The following is a 23,532-nucleotide window of genomic DNA, read 5'->3' on the forward strand; positions in this document are numbered from 1 at the left end:
TCGCTATAAATTTATTTGAAATGATGAAAAACGCCTAAATTTCGGTATAATCAAGGCAATTTTTTTAGAAAAAAACAGGATTACGAGTCATGTTTGATAATTTATCGGATCGCCTTTCTAAAACTTTACGCAATATCACGGGAAAAGGCCGTTTAACGGAAGATAATATTAAAGAAACCTTGCGCGAAGTGCGTATGGCATTACTTGAAGCAGATGTTGCTTTACCTGTGGTGCGTGAATTTATCGCGAAAGTAAAAGAAAGCGCGCTTGGGGAAGAAGTTAATAAAAGCTTAACGCCGGGGCAAGAGTTCTTAAAAATCGTTCAGCGTGAGCTTGAAAAAGCCATGGGTGAAGCGAATGAGAGTTTAAACCTAGCAACTCAACCACCAGCAGTTATCTTAATGGCGGGTTTACAAGGTGCGGGTAAAACCACCAGCGTGGGTAAATTGGCAAAATTCTTGCGTGAACGCCATAAAAAGAAAGTGTTAGTGGTGTCTGCCGACGTATATCGCCCTGCTGCGATTAAGCAACTTGAAACCTTGGCTCAATCCGTTGGCGTGGATTTTTTCCCATCGGATGTTAAACAAAATCCAGTTGATATTGCTAAATCGGCGCTTGCGGATGCAAAACTTAAATTCTACGATGTGTTGATTGTGGATACGGCAGGTCGCCTACACGTTGATACAGAAATGATGGACGAAATCAAGCAAGTCCATGCAGCATTAAATCCAATCGAAACCCTTTTCACCGTAGATGCGATGACTGGTCAAGATGCCGCCAATACGGCAAAAGCCTTTAATGAAGCATTGCCGCTTACGGGGGTTATTTTGACGAAAGTGGACGGTGATGCGCGTGGTGGTGCAGCTTTATCAATTCGTCAAATCACAGGTAAACCAATCAAATTCTTGGGTGTGGGCGAGAAAACAGAAGCGCTTGAGCCGTTCCATCCAGACCGTGTTGCTTCCCGTATTTTGGGCATGGGAGATGTGCTTTCCCTTATCGAAGATCTTGAACGTTCTGTTGACCGTGAAAAAGCAGAAAAAATGGCACAGAAATTCAAGAAAGGCGATGATTTCACTTTAGATGATTTCCGAGAACAGCTTATCGAGATGAAAAAAATGGGCGGCATGATGTCTATGCTTGAGAAATTACCGGGTGCAAAAAATTTGCCTGAGCATGTTAAAAATCAAGTAGATGACAAAATGTTTGTCAGAATGGAAGCGATCATTAACTCCATGACCCTAAAAGAACGTGCCAACCCTGATATTATCAAAGGATCTCGCCGTCGTCGTATTGCATTAGGTTCTGGCACTCAAGTGCAAGATGTCAATAAATTACTTAAACAATTTGATGAAATGCAACGTATGATGAAGAAAATGCGTAAAGGTGGCATGGCTAAAATGATGCGTGGAATGCAAGGCTTAATGGGAGGAGGCTTAGGCGGTTTAGGCGGAATGTTTAAACGATAATTTCAGAAGATAAAAGTGCGGTTAAAAAAGAAATATTTTTAACCGCACTTTGTTTTGGGCCAAAATATTAGCCTAAGTGTCATTTATAAGTGAATTTTAGTTGAAATAATACCCGGTACTTAGTATGGGAATTTTCTTTACTTCATTCTATACTCATTACACATTTCAACTTTTTTTATAAAAATTCAACATGAATAATAATCCATTCCAAGTTAACTGGTCATCTAAGGGACATACATTATGTTTGGGACATTGGGAAATTAAATATCTTGGTTTACCCGTCGTGTTACCTCGAGAGCGTCAAGATAAAGATATGGGAACAGAAAATATTTATAATTTTATGGATCCTGAAGATGAGCTTTATCGCGAGGGATTGGGGGAGGATGATTGGATTGTTGAAAATATTGAATGGCTTTCTGATGTATTTATTGAGCATAATATTCCTTTAGAGGAAAATATAATGAGAGCATTTTATCAAGCAGTAAATCAGGCCGATTGGCGCTGCGGGAGCTGTGGAGGATGTATTTAACTTTGAGAGTATCAATCTGTTTTATTCTTTTAATGTAAATAGTGTTATTAATAAATGTGATAAAAGTCACAAATTTTAAAAAAACTCTTAAATTCAATTTTTGATTTCTATCAATTTGACATAGAATACGGCCGCTAATTTAGAGTATATCTAAATATTATTACCCATCTTTTGAGGAGTATTTCTATGTTGTGGTTTTTCTTTTGTGTAGCCATTCTTATTCTTGGTTACTTTATTTATGGAAAAATTATCGAAAAAATCTTTATCATTAATCCAAAACGTCAAACACCGGCCTATCAAATAAATGATGGTGTGGATTATATGCCAATGTCAAAAACTAAGATTTGGTTAATTCAATTGTTGAATATTGCTGGTACTGGCCCAATTTTTGGCCCTATTCTTGGTGCATTATACGGACCTGTCGCGATGTTATGGATTGTACTAGGTTGTATTTTTGCTGGTGCAGTACATGACTATTTCTGTGGTATGTTGAGTATCCGTCATGGTGGTGCAACAATGCCATATTTAGCCGGTAAATTCTTAGGTCGCCCGGTCAAGCTTTTTATTAATATTTTAGCATTAGTGCTTTTATTATTAGTTGGTGTTGTTTTTGTTGCAAGCCCAGCCCAATTAATGGGAACGATTACAATGGATGTATTAGGTGCATCTCAAGGTGCATTACAATTGGGTGATGTAGAATCTGTTCATCATGCAATTGAGGCAGGTGGCATTAAAGTTTGGGGGATGGATAAAGCAACGGTTGTTGTTGTTTGGACAATAATTATTTTTGCTTATTATATTCTTGCAACGTTATTACCTATCGACAAAATTATTGGTCGAATTTATCCGCTCTTTGGCGCTTTATTGCTATTTATGTCTGTAGGTATGGTATATGGTTTAGTGTCTTCACACTTTAGTGCGGTTGATCCAATTGAATTTTTCCGTACGATAGATGCTGATGGTCAGGGATTAACTTGGGCTAAATTTACACAAAATTTCCAAGTTAAGGGGGATGTACCAATTTGGCCATTATTATTCTTAACTATTTCTTGTGGGGCATTATCTGGTTTCCATGCAACACAAACACCATTAATGGCGCGTTGTGCTGAAAATGAAAAAGAAGGTCGTTTTATCTTTTACGGAGCAATGATTGCCGAGGGGGTAATTGCGTTAGTATGGTGTATGGTGGGTCTCGCATTCTATGAAAATCCACAAGCATTACAAGATGCAATTTCTGCAGGATCACCGTCTAAAGTTGTATATGACAGTTCATTACATTTCTTAGGTTTTATTGGTGGTATTTTTGCTGTGTTAGGTGTGGTTGTTTTACCTATCACTTCTGGTGATACCGCATTCCGTGCTGCTCGTTTACAATTAGCGGAAATTTTCCATATTGACCAACGTTCATTATCTAAACGCTTATTAATTGCTGTACCACTATTCGTATTAGGCTATTTTGTTTCAACCATTGACTTTAGCGTATTATGGCGTTATTTCACTTGGGCAAACCAAATGACAGCAATGGTAATGTTATGGACAGCAGCTGCATATTTATATCGTTATCATAAATTCCATTGGGTTGCGTCTATTCCGGCTTGGTTTATTACCACTGTGTGTGCAACTTATTTATATTACAATCCAATTGGTTTCCACTTAGATTATCAATTATCAGTGTATTTAGGTTTGACAACAACAGTAGTATGTATCATATTATTCTTTACGTTACTTAAACCATTCGGTGACCGTGACGAAGAAGCTTATGTGAATAATTAATTAAGATTATTTGGTTGAAAAAAGCCGTTTGAGATATTGTCTCAAACGGCTTTTTATTTTGATAAAAAATAGGGTTATTTCAGGGATAATCGCTTGCAACTTAAGCAAACAAATTATAAACTTACATAGATGTGGAGAAAAGTGGTGTTTTGTGGAGATTTTTAGAAAAATTTCTCAAAATAAGTTTAATTTTGAAGGCGTAATATGTTTCGTGGTGCAACAGCGGTTAATTTAGATTCTAAGGGACGCGTAGCGATCCCAACCCGCTATCGCTCTGAAATTCTTGAAAAGAACCAAGGGCAAATGGTTTGTACCGTCGATATTCGACAACCTTGTCTTTTACTTTATCCCCTTGATGAGTGGGAAAAAATCGAACAAAAACTTCTCGCACTTTCTAATTTTGATCCTACCCAACGCCGTTTGCAACGAGTAATGCTTGGCTATGCCACTGAATGTGAGATGGATGCTCAGGGCCGTATTTTGCTTAGTGGACCATTACGTCAACATGCAAAATTAGAAAAAAGTTTAATGTTAGTAGGACAACTTAATAAATTTGAAATTTGGAGTGCTGTAGAATGGCATGCCCAAATTGAAGAAGATATGGAAATTGGTTCAAGTGCAGGCTTTGCGTCTGAGGCTTTGAAATATTTCTCATTATAGAAAATGATTCACCGTTTTTTACTTTTATATTGTATTTATGGATACCGAAAATTCCTTTTCTTCACCTGAACATATCACAGTTTTACTTCACGAAGCCGTGAATGGCTTGGCATTGAAGGAAAATGGAATTTATATTGACGGTACTTTTGGCCGTGGTGGACATTCTCGCTTAATCCTTTCTAAATTATCTCCGAATGGTCGCCTCATTGGAGTTGACCGCGATCCTAGAGCCATTGCTGAAGCTCAAAAAATTAAAGACTCACGTTTTCAGATTGAACATAACAGCTTTTCTCATATTCCTGAAATTTGTGAAAAATTAAATTTGGTTGGCAAAATTGACGGCATTTTGCTTGATCTTGGTGTGTCATCTCCCCAGCTTGATGAAGCAGAGCGTGGGTTTAGTTTTATGAAAGATGGCCCGCTTGATATGCGTATGGACACGACTCAAGGTTTATCAGCAGAGGAATGGTTAAAACAAGTATCGGTTGAGGATTTAACTTGGGTTTTGAAAACTTTTGGCGAGGAGCGTTTTGCTAAACGTATTGCCACTGCCATTGTGGATTACAACAAAAGTGCGGCTAAAAATGGCACAGAATTTTTATCGCGCACTAGTCAATTAGCTGAACTTATTTCACAATCGGTACCTTTCAAAGATAAACATAAACATCCTGCAACTCGCAGTTTCCAAGCTATTCGTATTTTCATCAATGCAGAATTAGATGAATTGGAAAGTGTACTCAATTCTGCTTTAGACATGCTAGCGCCAGAAGGGCGTTTATCAATTATTAGTTTCCATTCTTTAGAAGATAGAATGGTAAAACATTTTATGAAAAAACAAAGTAAAGGTGAGGATATCCCTAAAGGTTTGCCATTGCGAGAAGACCAAATTCAACGTAATCAAAAATTAAAAACTATTGGTAAAGCAATTCAACCAAGTGAGGCGGAAATTCAAGCAAATCCTCGTTCAAGAAGTGCAGTATTGCGTGTAGCGGAGAGAATTTAGTGATGTCTGAAAATAATAAACCTCGTTATCCGTTACAGCAGATTTTAGTTGAAGATTTATTTTCTTCAAATAAGTTAATTGTTTTCTTATTAATAGCAATTTTGGTATCCGCAATGGGCGCTATTTGGGTGACGCATAAAACACGTCAGTTAATTTCTGAAAATGGTGCACTTATTTTACAACGGCAAGCGCTTGAAAATGAATATCGAAATTTACAGGTGCAGGAAGCGACTGAAGGGGATAGCACAAGAGTAGAATCTATTGCTGTAGGTACTTTAAAAATGAAACCTTTAACGACAGAACAAGAAGTTGAGATTAGAGAATAATAGGTAAAAAGATGGTTAAATTCAATTCTTCTCGTAAATCAAATAAGTCTAAAAAAACAATTAGAAAATTAACCGCACCTGAAGCCGTGAAACATAACAAACCGAAAATAGTGTTTGATAAATGTTTTATGCGTGGACGTTATATTATTTCGGTATTTTTTGTTTTTCTTGGTTTGTGTGCATTGGTAGCTCGTGCTGGTTATGTCCAATCTATTAATGCTGATACCTTATCTGGTGAGGCTGACAAACGCTCGTTACGTAAAGATGAAATTCTTTCTGTGCGTGGTTCAATTTTAGATCGTAATGGGCAATTATTATCAGTAAGTGTCCCGATGAGTGCAATAGTAGCTGATCCTAAAACGATGTTAAAAGAAGATGCTTTAGCGGATAAAGAGCGTATTAATGCATTAGCGCAAGAGATAGGAATGAGTAGCAATGACTTGATTAAAAAAATTGAGAAAAATTCAAAATCAGGTTATTTGTATTTGGCCCGTCAAGTAGAGTCAAATAAAGCAGATTATATTAAAAAATTAAACGTTAAAGGCGTTTTCTTAGAAACTGAACATCGTCGTTTTTATCCACGTGTAGAAGAAGCTGCACATTTAGTCGGTTATACTGATATTGATGGGAATGGTATAGAAGGGATAGAGAAAAGTTTTAATACCATGCTTGTGGGGAAAGATGGTTCACGCACAGTACGTAAAGATAAGCGAGGTAACGTTGTTGAACACATTTCTGATGAAAAAAAATATGATGCGCAAGATGTTACGTTAAGTATTGATGAAAAATTACAATCTATGGTGTATCGTGAAATTAAAAAAGCGGTATCAGAAAATAATGCTGAATCGGGTACGGCTGTATTAGTTGATGTTCGTACAGGAGAAGTATTAGCCATGGCTACTGCGCCATCGTATAACCCGAATAATCGTGTTGGCGTTAAATCAGAATTAATGCGTAATCGTGCTATTACGGATACCTTTGAGCCGGGTTCTACTGTAAAGCCTTTAGTTGTGTTAACTGCACTTCAACGTGGTGTAGTTCGTCGCGATGAGGTTATTAATACAGGGTCTTTTACAGTAAGTGGAAAAGAAATTGTAGACGTAGCGCCACGTGCGCAACAAACATTAGATGAAATATTAATTAATTCAAGTAACCGTGGTGTAAGTCGTCTTGCGTTACGTATGCCCCCAAGTGCCTTGATGGAAACCTATCAAAATGCAGGTTTAGGTAAGTCGACAGATTTGGGATTGATTGGTGAACAGGCTGGGATTTTAAATGCCAACCGTAAACGTTGGGCGGATATTGAACGTGCAACGGTTTCTTATGGTTATGGTATTACTGCAACACCACTCCAAATAGCTAGAGCTTATGCAACGCTTGGTAGCTTCGGTATTTATCGTCCACTCTCTATTACAAAAGTTGATCCACCTGTAATTGGGAAACGAGTTTTTTCTGAAAAAATCACGAAGGATATTGTTGGTATTTTAGAAAAAGTAGCGATTAAAAATAAGCGAGCAATGGTTGAAGGATATCGTGTTGGTGTAAAAACGGGTACAGCACGTAAATTAGAGAATGGCCATTATGTGAATAAATACGTTGCATTTACAGCGGGGATTGCACCAATTAGTGATCCACGTTATGCCTTAGTGATTTTGATTAACGATCCAAAAGCTGGGGAATATTATGGTGGTGCGGTTTCAGCTCCTGTGTTCTCTAGTATTATGGGTTATGCATTACGTGCTAATGGAATTCCACAAGATGCGGAACCAACAGAAAAAACAATGAAAAGTGCGAAACGCATTGTATATGTTGGTGAGCGTAAGAATGAAAAAATGAATTAAGGAAAAATAATGAAAAAACTCACCGCACTTTTTGATTTACCTGAATTAAAGGATGAGGTAGAACTCCATAATATGGTATTGGATAGCCGTAAAGTTAAAACAGGGGATCTTTTTGTCGCAATAAAAGGACATCAAGTCGATGGAAATCAATTTATTGATTCGGCTATTCACTCTGGTGCAAGTGCGGTGATTTCTGAAACAGAATTATCTAGCGAGCATTTAACAGTAACATTTATTGGGAATGTGCCAGTAGTTAAGTTTTATCAACTTGCACGCCATCTTTCGTCGTTGGCAGATATTTTCTATGATTCGCCTTCTAAAAAATTAACGCTTGTTGGCGTAACAGGGACAAATGGCAAGACTACTATTTCTCAATTATTAGCACAATGGGCGGAGCTATTAGGCCATCGTGCAGCAGTAATGGGAACAATTGGTAATGGACTTTTAGGTGCCGTAGTTGAGGCTAAGAATACGACAGGGTCTGCGGTAGAACTTCAGTCTTCCCTTGCCAAATTTAGACAAGATGGAGCCGATTTCGCTGCAATTGAGGTTTCATCACATGGTTTAGCCCAATATCGAGTAGAAGCATTACATTTTAAGGCAGCTATTTTTACGAATCTAACTCGTGATCATCTTGATTATCATCAAACAATGGAAAATTATGCTTCCGCTAAAAAACGCTTATTCACCGAATTAGATACGCAAATTAAAGTGATTAATGCTGATGATGAGATTGGCTGCCAATGGTTAAGTGAATTGCCTGATGCAATTGCGGTTAGTGCAGGCACTGATTTCCAAGCAAACTCTCATCAATGGATGAAGGCAACAAATATCCACTATCATGCTCAAGGCGCAGAGATTACTTTTGAATCTAGCTGGGGTAATGGCGTATTGCATGGTCCATTAATCGGTGCTTTCAATGTAAGCAATTTGTTATTAGTAATGACCACGCTATTATCATTTGGTTACCCATTGGAAAATTTACTCGCTACGGCGAAATCTTTGAAAGGAGTATGTGGAAGAATGGAAATGATTCAGTATCCAAACAAACCAACGGTCATCGTTGATTATGCTCACACCCCCGATGCGTTAGAGAAGGCATTACTTGCAGCACGGGGGCACTGTCAAGGTGAATTATGGTGCATTTTTGGCTGTGGCGGTGATCGCGATCGAGGTAAACGTCCATTAATGGCAAAAGTGGCAGAACAATTTGCTGATAAAGTTATCGTGACAAAAGATAACCCGCGATCAGAGCCTTATAAACAAATTGAGGATGATATTGTTTCTGGTTTTATTAATATGGATAAAGTGGGTATTATTCCTGATAGAGAACAAGCTATCCAATTTGCAATTGAAAGTACTATTGAAAATGATGTGATTTTAATTGCGGGTAAAGGTCATGAGCATTATCAAATTATTGGTAATGAAGTGATTTCATTTTCTGATCAAGATGTAGCACATGATTTTTTAAAATAATAACAATTAAATTATGATTAAACTCTCTACTGAACAGCTAGCACAGATTCTTCAAGCTAAATTAATTGGCGATAAAAATGTGCAAGTTGAAGAAATTAATACAGATACCCGAAAAAGTGTATCAAATAGTTTATTTTTTGCTTTGAAGGGCGAAAAGTTTGATGCCCACCAATATCTTGAACAAGCGGTAGCACAAGGTGCGGTAGCTGTTGTTGTTCAGCAAGAAAATTCTTCCATTTCTGTTCCACAACTTGTGGTTAAAGATACTCGTATTGCCTTGGGTGAACTTGCAAAATGGTTACGCGAGAAAATTAATCCGCATACTGTCGCGATGACAGGATCTTCTGGTAAAACCACGGTAAAAGAAATGACGGCAAGTATTTTGCAACATACTGCTGGTGATTCTGACGCGGTACTTTTTACCAATGGCAATTTTAATAACGATATTGGAGTGCCTTTAACCCTTTTTCGCTTAACAGAAAAACATCGTTTCGCAGTGATCGAACTTGGCGCAAATCATCAAGGTGAAATTGATTACACTACAAAATTAGCTCAACCCGATGCAGCATTGATTAATAATATTGCACCCGCGCATTTAGAGGGCTTTGGTTCTTTAGAGGGCGTTGCACAAGCTAAAGGTGAAATTTATCGTGGTTTAACATCGAATGGTGTGGCGATTATTAACGCAGAACATGATCACTTAAATGTTTGGCAAAAAGAAATCGGTGAACATGAGATTCAATATTTCAACGGTAAAGATTATTCTGCAAAAAATATTCATCATACTGGTCAAGGCTCCACTTTTACACTTATTTCCCCACAAGGTGAAATTGAGATTAACTTGCCTTACCTTGGTGAACATAATGTAAAAAATGCCTTGGCTGCTACCGCACTTGCGATGAATGTTGGTGCAACTATTACGGATGTAAAAGCTGGATTAGAACAACGTTCACAAGTGAAAGGACGTTTATTCCCAATTCAAGTAACACCTAATTTATTGTTATTAGATGATACTTATAATGCAAATAAAGATTCTCTCTGTGCTGCCATTGATGTCCTAAAAGGTTATGATGCTTTCCGTATTTTATGTGTCGGCGATATGAAAGAGTTAGGCGAAAACTCTCTCGCTATTCACCGTGAAGTAGGAGAACATGCCAATTCGGCAAATTTAGATTTAGTTTGTTCTTATGGCAACGAAAGTGCGGTTATTTCTGAGACTGTTTCGGGTAAGCATTTTACTGATAAGGTGGAGATGGTTGATTTTCTTGTGCCATTGATTGAAACCCAATTACAACAAAATAACAAAGTCGTGGTGCTAGGAAAAGGCTCGCGCTCAATGAAAATGGAAGATGTGATTTATTCATTAAAGGATAAAATTAAATGTTAGTCTGGCTTGCTGAATATCTTGTTCGTTATGAAACCGCGTTTAATGCGATTTCTTATATTACCGTCCGTGCAATTCTTGCATTATTAACTGCACTTTTTATCTCACTTTGGATTGGCCCAAAAGTGATCAAACGTTTACAGATCTTAAAGTTTGGCCAAGAAGTGCGAAATGATGGTCCTGAAAGTCACTTTGCAAAAAAAGGCACACCCACTATGGGCGGTGTGATGATTTTATTTTCTATTGGCGTAAGTACGTTATTATGGGCAAATCTTGCTAATCCTTATATTTGGGTTTGCTTATTTGTATTATTTGGATACGGTGCAATTGGTTTCGTGGATGATTTCCGCAAAATTACTCGTAAAAATACAGATGGTTTGATTGCTCGTTGGAAATATTTCTGGATGTCCGTTGTGGCATTAGTGGCAATCCTTTGGCTTTATTGGCTTGGCCACGACACTGATGCCACCCGTTTAGTGATTCCATTCTTTAAAGATATTATGCCTCAATTAGGTTTGTTTTATATCGTATTGTCTTACTTTGTGATTGTTGGAACGGGTAATGCGGTGAATTTAACAGATGGTTTGGATGGATTGGCGATTATGCCAACAGCGCTAGTCGCAGGCGCATTTGCATTAATTGCATGGGCGACGGGTAACGTGAATTTTGCAGAATACTTGCACATCCCATACATTAAATATAGCTCTGAAGTGGTTGTATTCTGTACAGCTATTGTTGGTGCAGGGTTAGGATTCTTATGGTTCAATACTTATCCAGCACAAGTCTTTATGGGCGATGTAGGTTCCCTTGCATTAGGCGGAGCGCTAGGTGTAGTGGCGATCCTAGTTCGTCAGGAATTTTTGCTTGTGATAATGGGCGGGGTATTTGTTGTTGAAGCGCTCTCTGTTATTTTGCAAGTGGGCTCTTATAAGTTACGCAAACAACGCATTTTTAGAATGGCTCCGATTCACCACCATTTTGAATTGAAGGGATGGCCAGAACCAAGAGTGATTATTCGGTTTTGGATTATTTCTTTAATGTTAGTTTTGATGGGATTGGTCACCTTGAAGTTGCGTTAATGAATATAGCTAGGCTCGCTCTTTCAGTTTTTGAAAGGGCGACCTTTTTTACGTTAGTAAAAGAAATTTATATTTCCATCAATAATATAATTTTAGAATTTATAGCAATTAAGAAGAAAGAAAATGAACGCCTATCAAAACAAAAATATTACTATCATAGGGCTTGGCAAAACAGGTCTTTCTTGCGTGGATTATCTCCTATCCCAACAGGCTAATATTCGTGTGATTGACACCCGAAAAAATCCTACTGGTGTTGATAAACTTCCTCAAAATATCCCTCTTCATACTGGTAGTTTAAATCAGGAATGGTTACTTGAAAGCGATATGATTGTTATCAGCCCAGGGCTTGCGGTAAAAACACCTGAAATTCAAACCGCACTTAAAGCCGGCGTAGAAGTAATCGGTGATATTGAATTATTCTGCCGAGCGGCGACGAAGCCAATTGTCGGGATTACCGGTTCAAATGGAAAAAGTACCGTGACTACTTTAGTTTATGAAATGGCGAAAGCTGCTGGCGTGAAAGTTGGTATGGGTGGAAATATTGGGATTCCTGCTTTGTCATTGTTGAATGAAGATTGTGAACTTTATGTATTAGAGCTGTCTAGTTTTCAACTTGAAACAACTTACAGCTTAAAAGCCGCAGCTGCAACTGTCTTGAACGTAACTGAAGATCATATGGATCGCTATGTGAATTTAGAAGATTATCGCCAAGCAAAATTACGCATTTATCATAATGCTGAGGTCGGCGTTTTGAATAATGAGGATAAGCTGACTTTTGGTGAAGGTGAAAATCAAGCGAAACAAACCGTTTCTTTTGCGGAAAATACAGCAGATTATTGGCTAAAAACGGAAAACGGCAAGCAATATTTAATGGCAAAAGATGAAGTAATTTTGCCTTGTGAAGAAGCAACATTAGTCGGTCGCCATAATTATATGAATATTTTGGCGGCAACGGCATTGGCACAAGCTGTCGGTATTAATTTAGATTCAATTCGTACCGCACTTCGTCATTTCAAAGGATTAGATCATCGTTTTCAATTAGCACATCAAGCTAATGGCATCCGTTGGGTTAATGACTCTAAAGCAACAAATGTGGGGAGTACGGTTGCCGCATTAGCTGGCCTTTATGTGGAAGGCAAATTGCATTTGTTGTTAGGCGGTGATGGAAAAGGAGCTGATTTTTCAGAATTAGCTGACTTAATTAATCAACCACACATTATTTGTTATTGTTTTGGTCGAGATGGTGCACAATTAGCGAAACTTTCTCCACAAAGTCACTTATTTGAAACAATGGGGCAGGCCATTGAATTTTTACGCCCTATATTGTGTGTAGGTGATATGGTATTATTGTCTCCTGCTTGTGCAAGTTTAGATCAGTTTACCTCTTTTGAAAAACGTGGTGAAGAATTTACACGTTTGGCTCAACTTAATAACGTATAGAATAAGATGGAATTATTACAAAAGCTCAAAAAAAATTACGATGAGTGGACTCGTATTACCCCGCAAGGATTATTATATGATCGTGCTCTATTCTGGCTATTTGTAATTTTGCTTTTGATTGGTCTTATTGCGGTGACATCCGCTTCCATTCCTTATAGCTCACGACTATTCAATGATCCGTTTTACTTTGCCAAACGTGATGCACTCTATGTCTGCTTATCTTTAGCAACTTGCTACAGCATGTTGTATTTACCTTCTGAAAGGTTAGAAAGATGGCATGCAAAAATTTTCTGGGTTGCGGTAGTATTGCTCGTAGCTGTGTTATTTATTGGTACTTCGGTAAACGGTGCTAAACGTTGGATTTCTTTAGGTATTTTGAATTTTCAGCCTGCAGAATTTGCAAAATTAGCTTTAACTTGTTTTTTAGCAAGCTATTTTACTCGTCGTTATGATGAAGTACGTGGTCGTAAATTTAGTGCGGTGAAGCCATTTATTGTTATGGGTGTAATGGGGATGTTCCTGTTGGTTCAGCCAGATATGGGAAGTACCGTGGTGCTCTTTGTAATAACTTTCTGTATGCTATTTATTGTTGGCGCACACTTTTTTCAATTTGTTTTATTAGTGGCTACAGGGGGCTTACTAGGTGCATGGTTGATTATTTCAGCATCTTATCGTTTGAAACGATTTACAGGTTTTTTAGATCCTTTTAAAGATCCATACGGTACAGGTTTCCAATTAACCAATTCTCTTATGGCATTTGGTCGAGGTGAGATTACTGGTGAGGGACTAGGTAATTCAATTCAAAAACTAGATTATTTACCCGAAGCGCATACAGACTTTATCATGGCGATTATTGGCGAAGAGTTTGGCTTGATTGGTATTATTATTGTTGTCACTTTATTGGGATTACTTATATTTCGCGCTTTGAAAATTGGTAAAGAATCTTTGATATTAGAGCAACGTTTTCGAGGTTTTTTTGCATTAGGAATTGGCTTTTGGATTTTTTTCCAAGGATTTGTCAATTTAGGTATGGCTCTTGGCATGTTACCAACTAAAGGTTTAACTTTCCCTCTTGTCAGCTATGGTGGCTCTAGTATTATTATTATGTCAGCAACGATTGGTATTTTATTACGTATAGATCATGAAAATCGTCTACTCCGAGCTGGCCAAGCACGTTTGCGTGATGATTAGAGACATAAAGATGAAAAATAAAAAATTATTAGTAATGGCCGGTGGAACTGGCGGACATGTTTTTCCAGCAATAGCTGTCGCACAAACTTTACAGAAACAAGGATGGGATATTTGTTGGTTAGGCACAAAAGATAGGATGGAAGCCCAGCTTGTACCTAAGTACGGTATTCCAATTTATTTTATTCAAATTTCAGGATTGCGTGGTAAAGGCTTAAAAGCCTTACTTACTGCGCCTTTTGCTATTTTACGCGCAATCCTACAAGCAAAAAAAATTATTCAACATGAGAAACCGGATGCCGTACTTGGTATGGGCGGATATGTGTCAGGTCCTGGTGGTATTGCTGCGAAGCTTTGTGGTGTACCAGTTATTTTGCATGAACAAAATGCGATAGCGGGATTAACGAATAAGTGGTTAGCTAAAATTGCGAAGCGTGTATTGCAGGCTTTTCCAACGGCTTTTCCAAATGCAGAGGTTGTTGGAAATCCTGTTCGACAAGATTTATTTCAGATGTCTAATCCTGAAATTCGTTTTTCTGAACGTGGAGATAAATTACGTGTTTTAGTTGTAGGGGGAAGCCAAGGGGCGAGAGTATTGAATCATACGTTACCAAAAGTTTTCTCTAAACTCGAGAATAAATTAGATATTCGCCATCAAGTAGGGAAAGGTGCGGTAGATGAAGTGAAAGCACTTTATGCAGAAAATGCTCATCAAGTTAAAATAACAGAGTTTATTGATGATATGGCAGAAGCTTATTCTTGGGCGGATGTGGTGATTTGTCGTTCAGGTGCATTAACGGTTTGCGAAATTGCCGCAGTTGGTGCAGCAGCCATTTTTGTACCTTTCCAACATAAAGATCGCCAGCAATATTTGAATGCTAAATATTTGGCTGATGTTGGTGCCGCAAAAATTGTGGAGCAAGTTGATTTAACGCCTGATATTTTGGTGAACTATTTGAAAAATTTCTCACGTGAAAATTTATTGCAAATGGCAATCAAAGCAAAAGAAATGGCGACACCATTATCAGCACAACGAGTTGCAGATGTAATCATTGAAAATTCAAAGTAATAACAAAAACATTGTGAGTTTTAACCACACTTTAGTATTTTGCCGATAGGTCAAAAAGGAAATATAAATGAAACATTCCCACGAAGAAATTAGAAAAATTATTCCTGAAATGCGCCGTGTACAACAAATCCATTTTATTGGTATTGGTGGTGCGGGAATGAGTGGTATCGCTGAGATTTTATTAAATGAGGGCTATCAAATCTCTGGTTCAGATATTGCCGATAGCGTTGTTACTCAACGTTTAGTGCAGGCTGGGGCGCAAATTTATATTGGTCATGCGGCAGAGAATATAGAAGGCGCAAGTGTTGTTGTTGTGTCAAGTGCGATTCATGAAGATAATTCTGAGCTTATTGCTGCTAAGGAGAAACGTATCCCAGTTATTCAACGCGCACAAATGCTAGCTGAAATTATGCGTTTTCGTCATGGTATTGCTGTTGCAGGAACACACGGGAAGACGACTACCACAGCTATGATTTCCATGATTTATACCCAGGCAAAACTTGATCCAACCTTTGTAAATGGAGGATTGGTAAAATCTGCGGGTAAAAATGCGCATCTTGGTGCGAGTCGCTATTTAATTGCGGAGGCGGATGAAAGTGATGCTTCATTTTTACATTTGCAACCTATGGTTTCAGTGGTGACTAATATGGAACCCGATCATATGGATACGTATGAAGGTGATTTTGAGAAAATGAAAGCGACCTATGTCAAGTTTCTACATAATTTACCATTCTATGGTTTAGCCGTGATGTGTGCAGATGATCCTGTATTAATGGAACTTGTACCAAAAGTTGGCCGTCAAGTCATTACCTATGGGTTCAGTGAGCATGCGGATTATCGCATTGAAGATTATGAACAGACTGGTTTCCAAGGACATTATGTAGTGATTTGTCCAAATGGTGAACGTATCAATGTATTATTAAATGTGCCAGGTAAACATAATGCCTTAAATGCAACGGCAGCATTGGCGGTAGCAAAAGAAGAAGGTATTGATAATGAAGCTATCTTAGAAGCATTAGCTGATTTCCAAGGGGCTGGTCGCCGATTCGATCAATTAGGTGAATTTATTCGTCCTAATGGAAAAGTACGTTTAGTAGATGATTATGGCCATCACCCAACAGAAGTTGGTGTAACCATTAAAGCTGCACGAGAAGGATGGGGCGATAAACGAATTGTGATGATTTTCCAACCTCATCGTTATTCTCGTACTCGAGATTTATTTGATGATTTCGTTCAGGTACTTTCTCAAGTTGATGCGTTAATTATGCTTGATGTTTATGCAGCAGGAGAAGTCGCAATTGTCGGTGCGGATAGTAAATCACTTTGCCGTTCTATTCGTAATTTGGGAAAAGTTGATCCAATTTTAGTTTCAGATACATCACAATTAGGTGATGTGCTTGATCAAATTATTCAAGACGGTGATTTAATTCTAGCGCAAGGTGCGGGAAGTGTGAGTAAAATTTCTCGTGGTTTGGCTGAATCTTGGAAAAATTAATATAGGCTCTTGGTTATTTATAATCATCCTCTGTTGAGGAACGGCTACATTTCCCATGAAATAGAACAGAAAGAAATCTAGGATATATTTTCCCTAGGTAATGACGAACAGGATAAAAAATGAACTTAAAAAAAGAAAAAATCGCTGTATTACTAGGCGGTACATCTGCTGAGCGAGAAGTGTCTCTTCAATCAGGGAAAGCCGTATTAGAAGCTTTGTTGAATCAGGGGTATAACGCTCATCCAGTAGATCCTAAAGAATACCCTGTTGCAAATCTTAAAAATGATGGTTTTGATCGAGTATTTAATATTTTACACGGTCGTGGTGGTGAAGATGGCACAATGCAAGGTTTATTAGAGCAAATTGGTTTGCCTTATACTGGTTGTGGCGTGATGGCTTCTGCGCTGACGATGGATAAAATGCGTACAAAAATGCTATGGAAGGCGTTTGGTTTACCTGTCGCTGAAATGGAAGTGGTTACGCGTGAAACTTTTAATAATCTTAATTCTCAAGAGGTTGTGGCAAGGCTGGGCTTACCATTAATGGTAAAACCGTCTTTAGAAGGATCTAGTGTGGGATTAACAAAAGTGAAAACCGTAGAAGCTCTAAAAAGTGCGGTAGAATTTGCCCTTAAATTTGATAATACAATTTTGATTGAAGAGTGGCTTGCTGGAGATGAGTTAACTGTACCGGTATTAGATGGAAAGGTTTTACCTGCTATTCGTATTGTACCTGAAGGCGAGTTTTATGATTATGAGGCAAAATACATTTCAGATAATACACAATATTTTTGCCCTGCAGGCTTAACGCCTGAACGTGAACAAGAATTAGCGTTATTAGTGAAACGTGCTTATGATGCAGTAGGTTGTCGTGGTTGGAGCCGTATTGATGTCATGTGTGATTCAAAAGGCAATTTCCGTTTAGTGGAAGTGAATACAAACCCAGGTATGACTAGTCATAGTTTATTTCCTAAATCAGCTGCGACAGTCGGGATTTCTTTTGAGCAACTTGTCGTGAAAATTTTGGAGTTAAGTGCATAATATGAACATTCTGAAAGGGAATACACCACAGAATATTCGTTTTGGCGAAAAAAAGTCCAAGTATTATTTTCACATCCGGGCTTTCTTTGCTTTGTTAGGCGCTTTGCTTGTGTTTAGCGTATATATTAATTGGCAAACACTTTTAGAAAAAATGGATGACAAACCCATGGGGGCATTTGCACTTATGGGGCAGAAAACATTTACGACAGATGCAGATATAAAAGAAAGCCTATTAAAAATGGGATCGTTAAAAGGCTTCTGGGGACAGGATGTTGAGCCTATTCAGGCTCAAATAGAAGCTTTGCCTTGGGTTAAGAATGCAATTGTTCGGAAAATATGGCCAAACCGTTTAAGCATTTGGGTAACTGAATATCAGCCTGTAGCATTTTGGAATCATAACCAGTTAGTCACACAAGATGGTGTTGTATTTCAGCTTCCTTTTGAAAGGTTGAATAAGCAAACGTTACCTTATTTAGGAGGGCCAGATTATCAAAGCTTAAAAGTTTTGGAGGCATGGAATCAAATTTATGCTGATTTTAAAGCCAAGAATTTAATGGCAAAAGGCATGACAATTGATGAGCGTGGTGCATGGCAGGTTACGCTTGATAATGATATTGTGTTAAGATTAGGCAGAGGTGAGTGGAAATCGAAACTGGAGCGCTTTGTAACGATTTATCCACAAATTGATGTACCTGAAAATAAAAAAATAGATTATGTAGATTTACGATATACGGCAGGTGCTGCTGTAGGTATGGCAGATAAATAAAAATAACTAGGTGCAAAAATGGTTAAAGGTGTGGAAGCAAAAACGATTGTAGGATTAGAAGTTGGCACGTCAAAAGTTGTCGCAGTTGTTGGGGAAGTTTTCCCTGATGGCGTGGTAAATGTTCTTGGGATGGGAAGTTGCCCATCAAAAGGTATTGATCGTGGCAGTATTACTGATCTTGATGCTGTCGTCAATTCGATTCAACGTGCGATTGAAGGCGCTGAATCCATGGCAGACTGCCAAATTATGAGTGTGACTTTAGCAATTACAGGTGAGCATATTCAAAGCTTAAATGAAAGTGGCTTTGTACCTATTTCTGATCGCGAAGTAACACAAGATGAAATTGATGCGGCACTTCATACTGCAAGTTCGATTAAATTGCCAGAAGGATTATCTTTATTACATATTATTCCACAAGAATATGCAGTAGATCGTCAATTTAATATCAAGAATCCTCTTGGTTTACAAGGTGTTCGATTAAAAGCTCAAGTGCACTTAATTGCTTGCCATCAAGATTGGCAAAATAACTTAAAAAAAGCTGTTGAACGTTGTGGTTTACAGGTTGATAAGGTTGTATTTTCTGGTTTTGCTGCTACCCATTCAGTATTAACTGAAGATGAAAAAGATTTAGGGGTATGCTTAATTGACTTTGGCGCAGGCACAATGAATGTGATGGTTTATACTAATGGTGCTTTGCGTTTTAGTAAGGTAATTCCTTATGCTGGGAATATTGTGACAAATGATATTGCACACGCTTGTACCATTTCACGTGCAGAAGCTGAGCGTGTTAAAGTTAACTATGCAAGTGCATTTTATCCAGCACGTTTACATGGCGATAAAAAAATTGAAGTGGCAAGTATTGGTGGTCGAGCACCTCGTTCTTTAACTAAAAGTGATTTATCCTTAATTACATCCGCGCGTTATACTGAACTTTTAGGTGTAGTAAAAGATGAATTAGATAAATTAAAAAAAGAATTAGAAGCAAAACATATTAAATTTGAATTAATTGCAGGTGTTGTGATTACCGGCGGTGGAGCACAAATTGAAGATTTAAAAGAATGTGCTTCAGATGTATTTAATTGCCAAGTACGTATTGGTAGTCCGTTAAATATTACTGGTTTAACGGATTATGTGAGTCGTCCACAATATTCTACAGTAGTAGGATTATTACAATATAATCAAAGCAATAGTGATGATGATTTAATTTCGGGTAGTGATGATTCAGAGAGTGGTGTTTGGCAGCCAATCTGGCAAGGAATTAAAAAAATTGTCAATAAAGTGCGGTCAGAATTTTGATTATTTTGATTTTTCATCTACAATAAAGAGAATTTAGGTTTTATATATTGGGTCAGTTTGTCTGATCATAACGGAGAACATCAATGCTATACCCTGAGTACCCTGAGTACGACAATTTTAACGAGTCCGGCGCACTGATTAAAGTCGTAGGTGTGGGAGGCGGTGGCGGTAATGCCGTCAACCATATGGTTATGAATATGGTGAAACAAGAAATGGGTGGTACCTACTTAGGGGAAAGCACATTAACATCGGAAGAGCATGGTCGCATTATTTTCTATGCAGTAAATACTGATGCACAAGCTCTACGTAAAAGCCATGTTCAACAAACTGTACAAATTGGTGGAGAGACGACTAAAGGTTTAGGTGCCGGAGCAAATCCAAATATTGGCCGTAAAGCAGCGGAAGATGATCAAGAAGAAATCCGTAAAATGCTTGAAGGTGCTGATATGGTCTTTATTGCTGCTGGTATGGGTGGCGGTACAGGTACGGGTGCTGCACCTGTTGTAGCGAGAATTGCAAAAGAATTAGGTATTTTAACTGTAGCGGTTGTTACTAAGCCGTTTGCTTTTGAAGGCAAAAAACGTATGCAATTTGCTGAATTGGGTATTAAAGATTTAGCGCAATATGTTGATTCAATGATTATTATCCCAAATCAACAAATTCAAAAAGTTCTCCCTAAAAACGCTAAATTAATTGATGCATTTGCTGCAGCAAACGATGTACTACGTAATTCTGTAATGGGTATTTCAGATATGATTACCTCACCAGGTTTAATCAACGTAGACTTTGCTGATGTAAGAACTGTTATGTCAGAAATGGGACAAGCAATGATTGGCTTTGGTTCTGCTATTGGTTCAGCGGGTGAAGGGCGTGCTGAAGAAGCCGCTCGTATTGCCGTACGTAATGATTTATTAGAGAAAATCGATCTTTCAAATGCAAAAGGTATTTTGGTGAATATCACTGCTGGTATGGATCTTTCTTTCGAAGAATTTAATATTGTCGGTGAAACGGTGGGTAGTTTTGCTTCTGAAGATGCGACTGTAGTGATTGGTACCAGCTTAGTGCCTGAAATGACGGATGAAATCCGAGTGACTATTGTTGCAACAGGATTGGGAGATATCTCAGTTAATGAGCCAATTCAAGTTGTTCGCCCAGTGCGCCAGCCACAAGATGTAAATATTGTGCCAGATATTCGTCGTCCGGAACCGGTTGAAGAAACTAAAACAGTAGAAGAGGAATATCATCGTCCACTTGATAAACCTATTACAGATCGTTTAGATATGTTTAAAAACAATGCTTTCTTTAACCCAGCAGCACAACGTGATGAAAATTCATCAAATTGATGTAGTATTGCCTGAAATTAAGGGTAAATAATATGATTAAACAAAGAACATTAAAACAAAGCATTAAGGTCACTGGTGTGGGCTTGCATAGTGGCAAAAAGGTAACATTAACTTTACGTCCAGCAATGCCAAATACAGGGGTTGTATATTACCGTACAGATTTAAATCCAGCTGTGGCATTTCCAGCTGATCCTAATTCTGTTCGTGATACTATGCTTTGTACAGCCTTAATAAATGAGCAAGGTGTGCGTATTTCAACAGTTGAGCATTTAAATGCTGCACTAGCAGGCCTTGGTATTGATAATATTATTATTGAAGTCGATGCTCCAGAAATTCCTATTATGGATGGTAGTGCAAGCCCATTTATTTATTTGTTATTGGATGCGGGTATTGAAGAACAAAACGCGGCGAAGAAATTTATTCGTATTAAAGAATATGTACGTGTAGAAGATGGTGATAAGTGGGCTGAATTTAAGCCTTATAATGGTTTCCGCTTAAATTTCACTATTGATTTTGATCATCCTGCGATTGGTAAAAACGTACGTAATTATGATATGGAATTTTCGGCTCAAGCATTTGTTCATCAAATAAGCCGAGCAAGAACCTTTGGTTTTATGAAAGATATTGAATATCTTCAATCTCAAGGTTTGGCATTAGGCGGTAGCCTTGATAATGCCATCGTGTTAGATGATTATCGTATTCTTAACGAGGATGGATTACGTTTCAAAGATGAATTAGTACGCCATAAAATGTTAGATGCGATCGGCGATCTTTACATGGCAGGCTATAATATCATTGGTGATTTCAAAGCTTATAAATCAGGACATGGTTTGAATAATAAATTGCTTCGCGCCGTTTTAGCTAATCAAGAAGCATGGGAATTTGTCACCTTTGAAGATAAAGCTCAAGTACCGCAAGGGTATGTAGCGCCTGTTCAAGTATTGATTTAATTCTTTTTTTGTTGAAAAAGCTATATTTCTGATAAGAAGTATAGCTTTTTTATTTAGTACGTATTTTAATTGTACAGCGCAAAAGTGCGGTTAATTTCGGGAAGATTTTATAGGAAAACATTATGGCATTAGAATTATCAGAAATTCGGCAACAAATTACACAAATTGATCGTAGTTTGTTGAAGTTGCTGTCAGAACGTCATCGCTTAGCTTTTGATGTTGTAAGAAGCAAAGAAGTCACTCAAAAGGCTTTACGAGATGTTGAGCGTGAACAAGCGCTTTTACAAGAATTGATTCAATTTGCTGAAAATGAGAACTATCAACTTGAAGCTCAATATATCACATCAATTTTTCAAAAAATCATTGAAGATTCAGTATTAACGCAGCAAGTTTACTTACAAAATAAATTAAATGAACAGCGTAGCCAAAATTTGCATATTGCATTTCTAGGAAAACGTGGATCTTATTCTAATCTTGCGGCAAGGAATTATGCGGCACGTTACCAAAAACAATTTATTGAATTAGGCTGTCAATCTTTTGAACAAGTATTTGAAAAAGTACAAAATGGTGAGGCTGATTTTGGTATCCTTCCTTTAGAAAATACTACTTCGGGTGCGATTAATGAAGTTTATGATTTACTTCAACATACGGAGCTTTCATTAGTGGGAGAGTTGGCTTATCCAATTAAACATTGCCTATTAGTCAATGACATGACAGATTTAAGCCAAATTGATACCTTATATAGCCATCCTCAAGTTATTCAACAATGTAGCCAATTTATTCATAGTCTTGAACGTGTTCATATTGAATATTGCGAAAGTAGTTCCCATGCTATGCAATTAGTTTCAAGTTTGAATAAACCTAATATCGCGGCATTGGGTAATGAAGACGGTGGAAAATTATATGGTTTGAATGTTCTGAAAACGAATATTGCTAATCAAGAAAATAATATTACACGTTTTATTGTGGTTGCTAAAACACCTCGAGAGGTTTCTTCTCAGATCCCAACAAAAACCTTATTGTTGATGACGACTTCACAACAGGTGGGATCATTAGTCGATGCCTTATTGGTATTTAAAAAACACCACATTAATATGACAAAATTAGAATCTCGTCCAATCTATGGTAAACCATGGGAAGAAATGTTCTATTTAGAAATTGAGGCGAATATTCATCATCCCGATACGCAACAAGCCTTGGAAGAGCTGAAAAATTATAGTAATTATTTAAAGATTTTAGGGTGCTATCCGAGCGAAATTGTTAAGCCTGTGAACATATAAGAAAAAGTGCGGTAATAAAATGCTATTTTTATTACCGTACTTCGTTATGACTAGATTTTGTTTACATGTAATAAGTAAAAAGGCGAATCATTTGATTCGCCTTTTATACAGTAGTCTTTAATCAA

At 37.7% G+C, this 23,532-nt stretch carries 20 protein-coding genes; all 20 read left to right on the forward strand.

Annotation, left to right across the window (positions count from 1 at the left end):
* Positions 1 to 89 precede the first annotated feature (89 nt).
* The 20 genes from ffh to A9501_RS01010 all read left to right on the forward strand — a co-directional run bounded on the left by ffh (position 90) and on the right by A9501_RS01010 (position 23,407).
* Positions 90 to 1,469, forward strand: a complete 1,380-nt coding sequence (gene ffh / locus A9501_RS00915; RefSeq protein ID WP_065264559.1) for a signal recognition particle protein — start codon at positions 90 to 92, stop codon at positions 1,467 to 1,469.
* Between the two features lie 190 nt (positions 1,470 to 1,659).
* Positions 1,660 to 1,998 (forward strand): hypothetical protein, encoded by a 339-nt coding sequence (locus tag A9501_RS00920; RefSeq protein WP_048954133.1) that lies wholly within the window; start codon positions 1,660 to 1,662, stop codon positions 1,996 to 1,998.
* Between the two features lie 186 nt (positions 1,999 to 2,184).
* Complete coding sequence (locus A9501_RS00925; RefSeq protein WP_065264560.1) at positions 2,185 to 3,771, forward strand: carbon starvation CstA family protein; 1,587 nt, start codon at positions 2,185 to 2,187, stop codon at positions 3,769 to 3,771.
* Between the two features lie 204 nt (positions 3,772 to 3,975).
* Positions 3,976 to 4,431, forward strand: coding sequence for a division/cell wall cluster transcriptional repressor MraZ (mraZ, locus tag A9501_RS00930; RefSeq protein WP_065264561.1), 456 nt, complete (start codon positions 3,976 to 3,978; stop codon positions 4,429 to 4,431).
* A gap of 37 nt (positions 4,432 to 4,468) precedes the next feature.
* On the forward strand, positions 4,469 to 5,434 hold the full coding sequence (rsmH, locus tag A9501_RS00935; RefSeq protein WP_065264562.1) for a 16S rRNA (cytosine(1402)-N(4))-methyltransferase RsmH: 966 nt from the start codon (positions 4,469 to 4,471) through the stop codon (positions 5,432 to 5,434).
* A 2-nt stretch (positions 5,435 to 5,436) separates the two neighbouring features.
* Entirely contained in the window at positions 5,437 to 5,760 is a 324-nt protein-coding gene (ftsL, locus tag A9501_RS00940) for a cell division protein FtsL (RefSeq protein ID WP_048954129.1), read from the forward strand.
* Positions 5,761 to 5,771: 11 nt separating this feature from the next.
* Positions 5,772 to 7,601 carry a penicillin-binding transpeptidase domain-containing protein gene (locus A9501_RS00945; protein ID WP_065264563.1) on the forward strand — a complete coding sequence of 610 codons (1,830 nt, stop codon included), beginning with the start codon at positions 5,772 to 5,774 and terminating at the stop codon, positions 7,599 to 7,601.
* 9 nt (positions 7,602 to 7,610) lie between these two features.
* Positions 7,611 to 9,077, forward strand: a complete 1,467-nt coding sequence (murE, locus tag A9501_RS00950) for a UDP-N-acetylmuramoyl-L-alanyl-D-glutamate--2,6-diaminopimelate ligase (RefSeq protein ID WP_065264564.1) — start codon at positions 7,611 to 7,613, stop codon at positions 9,075 to 9,077.
* Positions 9,078 to 9,090: 13 nt separating this feature from the next.
* A complete protein-coding gene (murF, locus tag A9501_RS00955; RefSeq protein ID WP_065264565.1) occupies positions 9,091 to 10,464 on the forward strand; it encodes a UDP-N-acetylmuramoyl-tripeptide--D-alanyl-D-alanine ligase in 1,374 nt (457 codons plus the stop codon).
* Entirely contained in the window at positions 10,458 to 11,540 is a 1,083-nt protein-coding gene (gene mraY / locus A9501_RS00960; RefSeq protein WP_005630348.1) for a phospho-N-acetylmuramoyl-pentapeptide-transferase, read from the forward strand. Before murF ends, mraY begins: the two co-directional genes overlap by 7 nt.
* A 123-nt stretch (positions 11,541 to 11,663) precedes the next feature.
* A complete protein-coding gene (gene murD / locus A9501_RS00965; RefSeq protein ID WP_065264566.1) occupies positions 11,664 to 12,980 on the forward strand; it encodes a UDP-N-acetylmuramoyl-L-alanine--D-glutamate ligase in 1,317 nt (438 codons plus the stop codon).
* A gap of 6 nt (positions 12,981 to 12,986) precedes the next feature.
* A complete protein-coding gene (gene ftsW, locus A9501_RS00970; protein WP_065264567.1) occupies positions 12,987 to 14,171 on the forward strand; it encodes a putative lipid II flippase FtsW in 1,185 nt (394 codons plus the stop codon).
* Positions 14,172 to 14,181: 10 nt separating this feature from the next.
* Positions 14,182 to 15,237 (forward strand): undecaprenyldiphospho-muramoylpentapeptide beta-N-acetylglucosaminyltransferase, encoded by a 1,056-nt coding sequence (gene murG, locus A9501_RS00975; RefSeq protein WP_065264568.1) that lies wholly within the window; start codon positions 14,182 to 14,184, stop codon positions 15,235 to 15,237.
* 67 nt (positions 15,238 to 15,304) lie between these two features.
* Positions 15,305 to 16,732: a UDP-N-acetylmuramate--L-alanine ligase gene (murC, locus tag A9501_RS00980; protein WP_065264569.1), complete on the forward strand. Its 1,428-nt coding sequence runs from the start codon at positions 15,305 to 15,307 to the stop codon at positions 16,730 to 16,732.
* Between the two features lie 119 nt (positions 16,733 to 16,851).
* Positions 16,852 to 17,772 carry a D-alanine--D-alanine ligase gene (locus A9501_RS00985; protein ID WP_065264570.1) on the forward strand — a complete coding sequence of 307 codons (921 nt, stop codon included), beginning with the start codon at positions 16,852 to 16,854 and terminating at the stop codon, positions 17,770 to 17,772.
* 1 nt (position 17,773) lies between these two features.
* Entirely contained in the window at positions 17,774 to 18,538 is a 765-nt protein-coding gene (locus A9501_RS00990; protein WP_065264571.1) for a cell division protein FtsQ/DivIB, read from the forward strand.
* 18 nt (positions 18,539 to 18,556) lie between these two features.
* On the forward strand, positions 18,557 to 19,834 hold the full coding sequence (ftsA, locus tag A9501_RS00995; RefSeq protein WP_048954118.1) for a cell division protein FtsA: 1,278 nt from the start codon (positions 18,557 to 18,559) through the stop codon (positions 19,832 to 19,834).
* An 83-nt stretch (positions 19,835 to 19,917) separates the two neighbouring features.
* Complete coding sequence (gene ftsZ, locus A9501_RS01000) at positions 19,918 to 21,177, forward strand: cell division protein FtsZ (RefSeq protein WP_065264572.1); 1,260 nt, start codon at positions 19,918 to 19,920, stop codon at positions 21,175 to 21,177.
* Between the two features lie 32 nt (positions 21,178 to 21,209).
* Positions 21,210 to 22,127 (forward strand): UDP-3-O-acyl-N-acetylglucosamine deacetylase, encoded by a 918-nt coding sequence (gene lpxC, locus A9501_RS01005; RefSeq protein ID WP_048954116.1) that lies wholly within the window; start codon positions 21,210 to 21,212, stop codon positions 22,125 to 22,127.
* A gap of 122 nt (positions 22,128 to 22,249) precedes the next feature.
* The gene (locus A9501_RS01010; protein ID WP_065264573.1) at positions 22,250 to 23,407 is read left to right on the forward strand and encodes a chorismate mutase; all 1,158 of its coding nucleotides are present in this window, start codon (positions 22,250 to 22,252) and stop codon (positions 23,405 to 23,407) included.
* The last annotated feature ends 125 nt before the right edge of the window (positions 23,408 to 23,532 follow it).

Source organism: Haemophilus sp. CCUG 66565 (assembly GCF_001679495.1).
GTDB lineage: Bacteria > Pseudomonadota > Gammaproteobacteria > Enterobacterales > Pasteurellaceae > Haemophilus > Haemophilus haemolyticus_K.

Excerpts from the sequence above, each read along its gene's own strand:
- ffh (WP_065264559.1), top strand. The coding sequence starts at position 90 with ATGTTTGATAATTTATCGGATCGCCTTTCTAAAACTTTACGCAATATC.
- A9501_RS00920 (WP_048954133.1), top strand. The coding sequence starts at position 1,660 with ATGAATAATAATCCATTCCAAGTTAACTGGTCATCTAAGGGACATACA.
- A9501_RS00925 (WP_065264560.1), top strand. The coding sequence starts at position 2,185 with ATGTTGTGGTTTTTCTTTTGTGTAGCCATTCTTATTCTTGGTTACTTT.
- mraZ (WP_065264561.1), top strand. The coding sequence starts at position 3,976 with ATGTTTCGTGGTGCAACAGCGGTTAATTTAGATTCTAAGGGACGCGTA.
- rsmH (WP_065264562.1), top strand. The coding sequence starts at position 4,469 with ATGGATACCGAAAATTCCTTTTCTTCACCTGAACATATCACAGTTTTA.
- ftsL (WP_048954129.1), top strand. The coding sequence starts at position 5,437 with ATGTCTGAAAATAATAAACCTCGTTATCCGTTACAGCAGATTTTAGTT.
- A9501_RS00945 (WP_065264563.1), top strand. The coding sequence starts at position 5,772 with ATGGTTAAATTCAATTCTTCTCGTAAATCAAATAAGTCTAAAAAAACA.
- murE (WP_065264564.1), top strand. The coding sequence starts at position 7,611 with ATGAAAAAACTCACCGCACTTTTTGATTTACCTGAATTAAAGGATGAG.
- murF (WP_065264565.1), top strand. The coding sequence starts at position 9,091 with ATGATTAAACTCTCTACTGAACAGCTAGCACAGATTCTTCAAGCTAAA.
- mraY (WP_005630348.1), top strand. The coding sequence starts at position 10,458 with ATGTTAGTCTGGCTTGCTGAATATCTTGTTCGTTATGAAACCGCGTTT.
- murD (WP_065264566.1), top strand. The coding sequence starts at position 11,664 with ATGAACGCCTATCAAAACAAAAATATTACTATCATAGGGCTTGGCAAA.
- ftsW (WP_065264567.1), top strand. The coding sequence starts at position 12,987 with ATGGAATTATTACAAAAGCTCAAAAAAAATTACGATGAGTGGACTCGT.
- murG (WP_065264568.1), top strand. The coding sequence starts at position 14,182 with ATGAAAAATAAAAAATTATTAGTAATGGCCGGTGGAACTGGCGGACAT.
- murC (WP_065264569.1), top strand. The coding sequence starts at position 15,305 with ATGAAACATTCCCACGAAGAAATTAGAAAAATTATTCCTGAAATGCGC.
- A9501_RS00985 (WP_065264570.1), top strand. The coding sequence starts at position 16,852 with ATGAACTTAAAAAAAGAAAAAATCGCTGTATTACTAGGCGGTACATCT.
- A9501_RS00990 (WP_065264571.1), top strand. The coding sequence starts at position 17,774 with ATGAACATTCTGAAAGGGAATACACCACAGAATATTCGTTTTGGCGAA.
- ftsA (WP_048954118.1), top strand. The coding sequence starts at position 18,557 with ATGGTTAAAGGTGTGGAAGCAAAAACGATTGTAGGATTAGAAGTTGGC.
- ftsZ (WP_065264572.1), top strand. The coding sequence starts at position 19,918 with ATGCTATACCCTGAGTACCCTGAGTACGACAATTTTAACGAGTCCGGC.
- lpxC (WP_048954116.1), top strand. The coding sequence starts at position 21,210 with ATGATTAAACAAAGAACATTAAAACAAAGCATTAAGGTCACTGGTGTG.
- A9501_RS01010 (WP_065264573.1), top strand. The coding sequence starts at position 22,250 with ATGGCATTAGAATTATCAGAAATTCGGCAACAAATTACACAAATTGAT.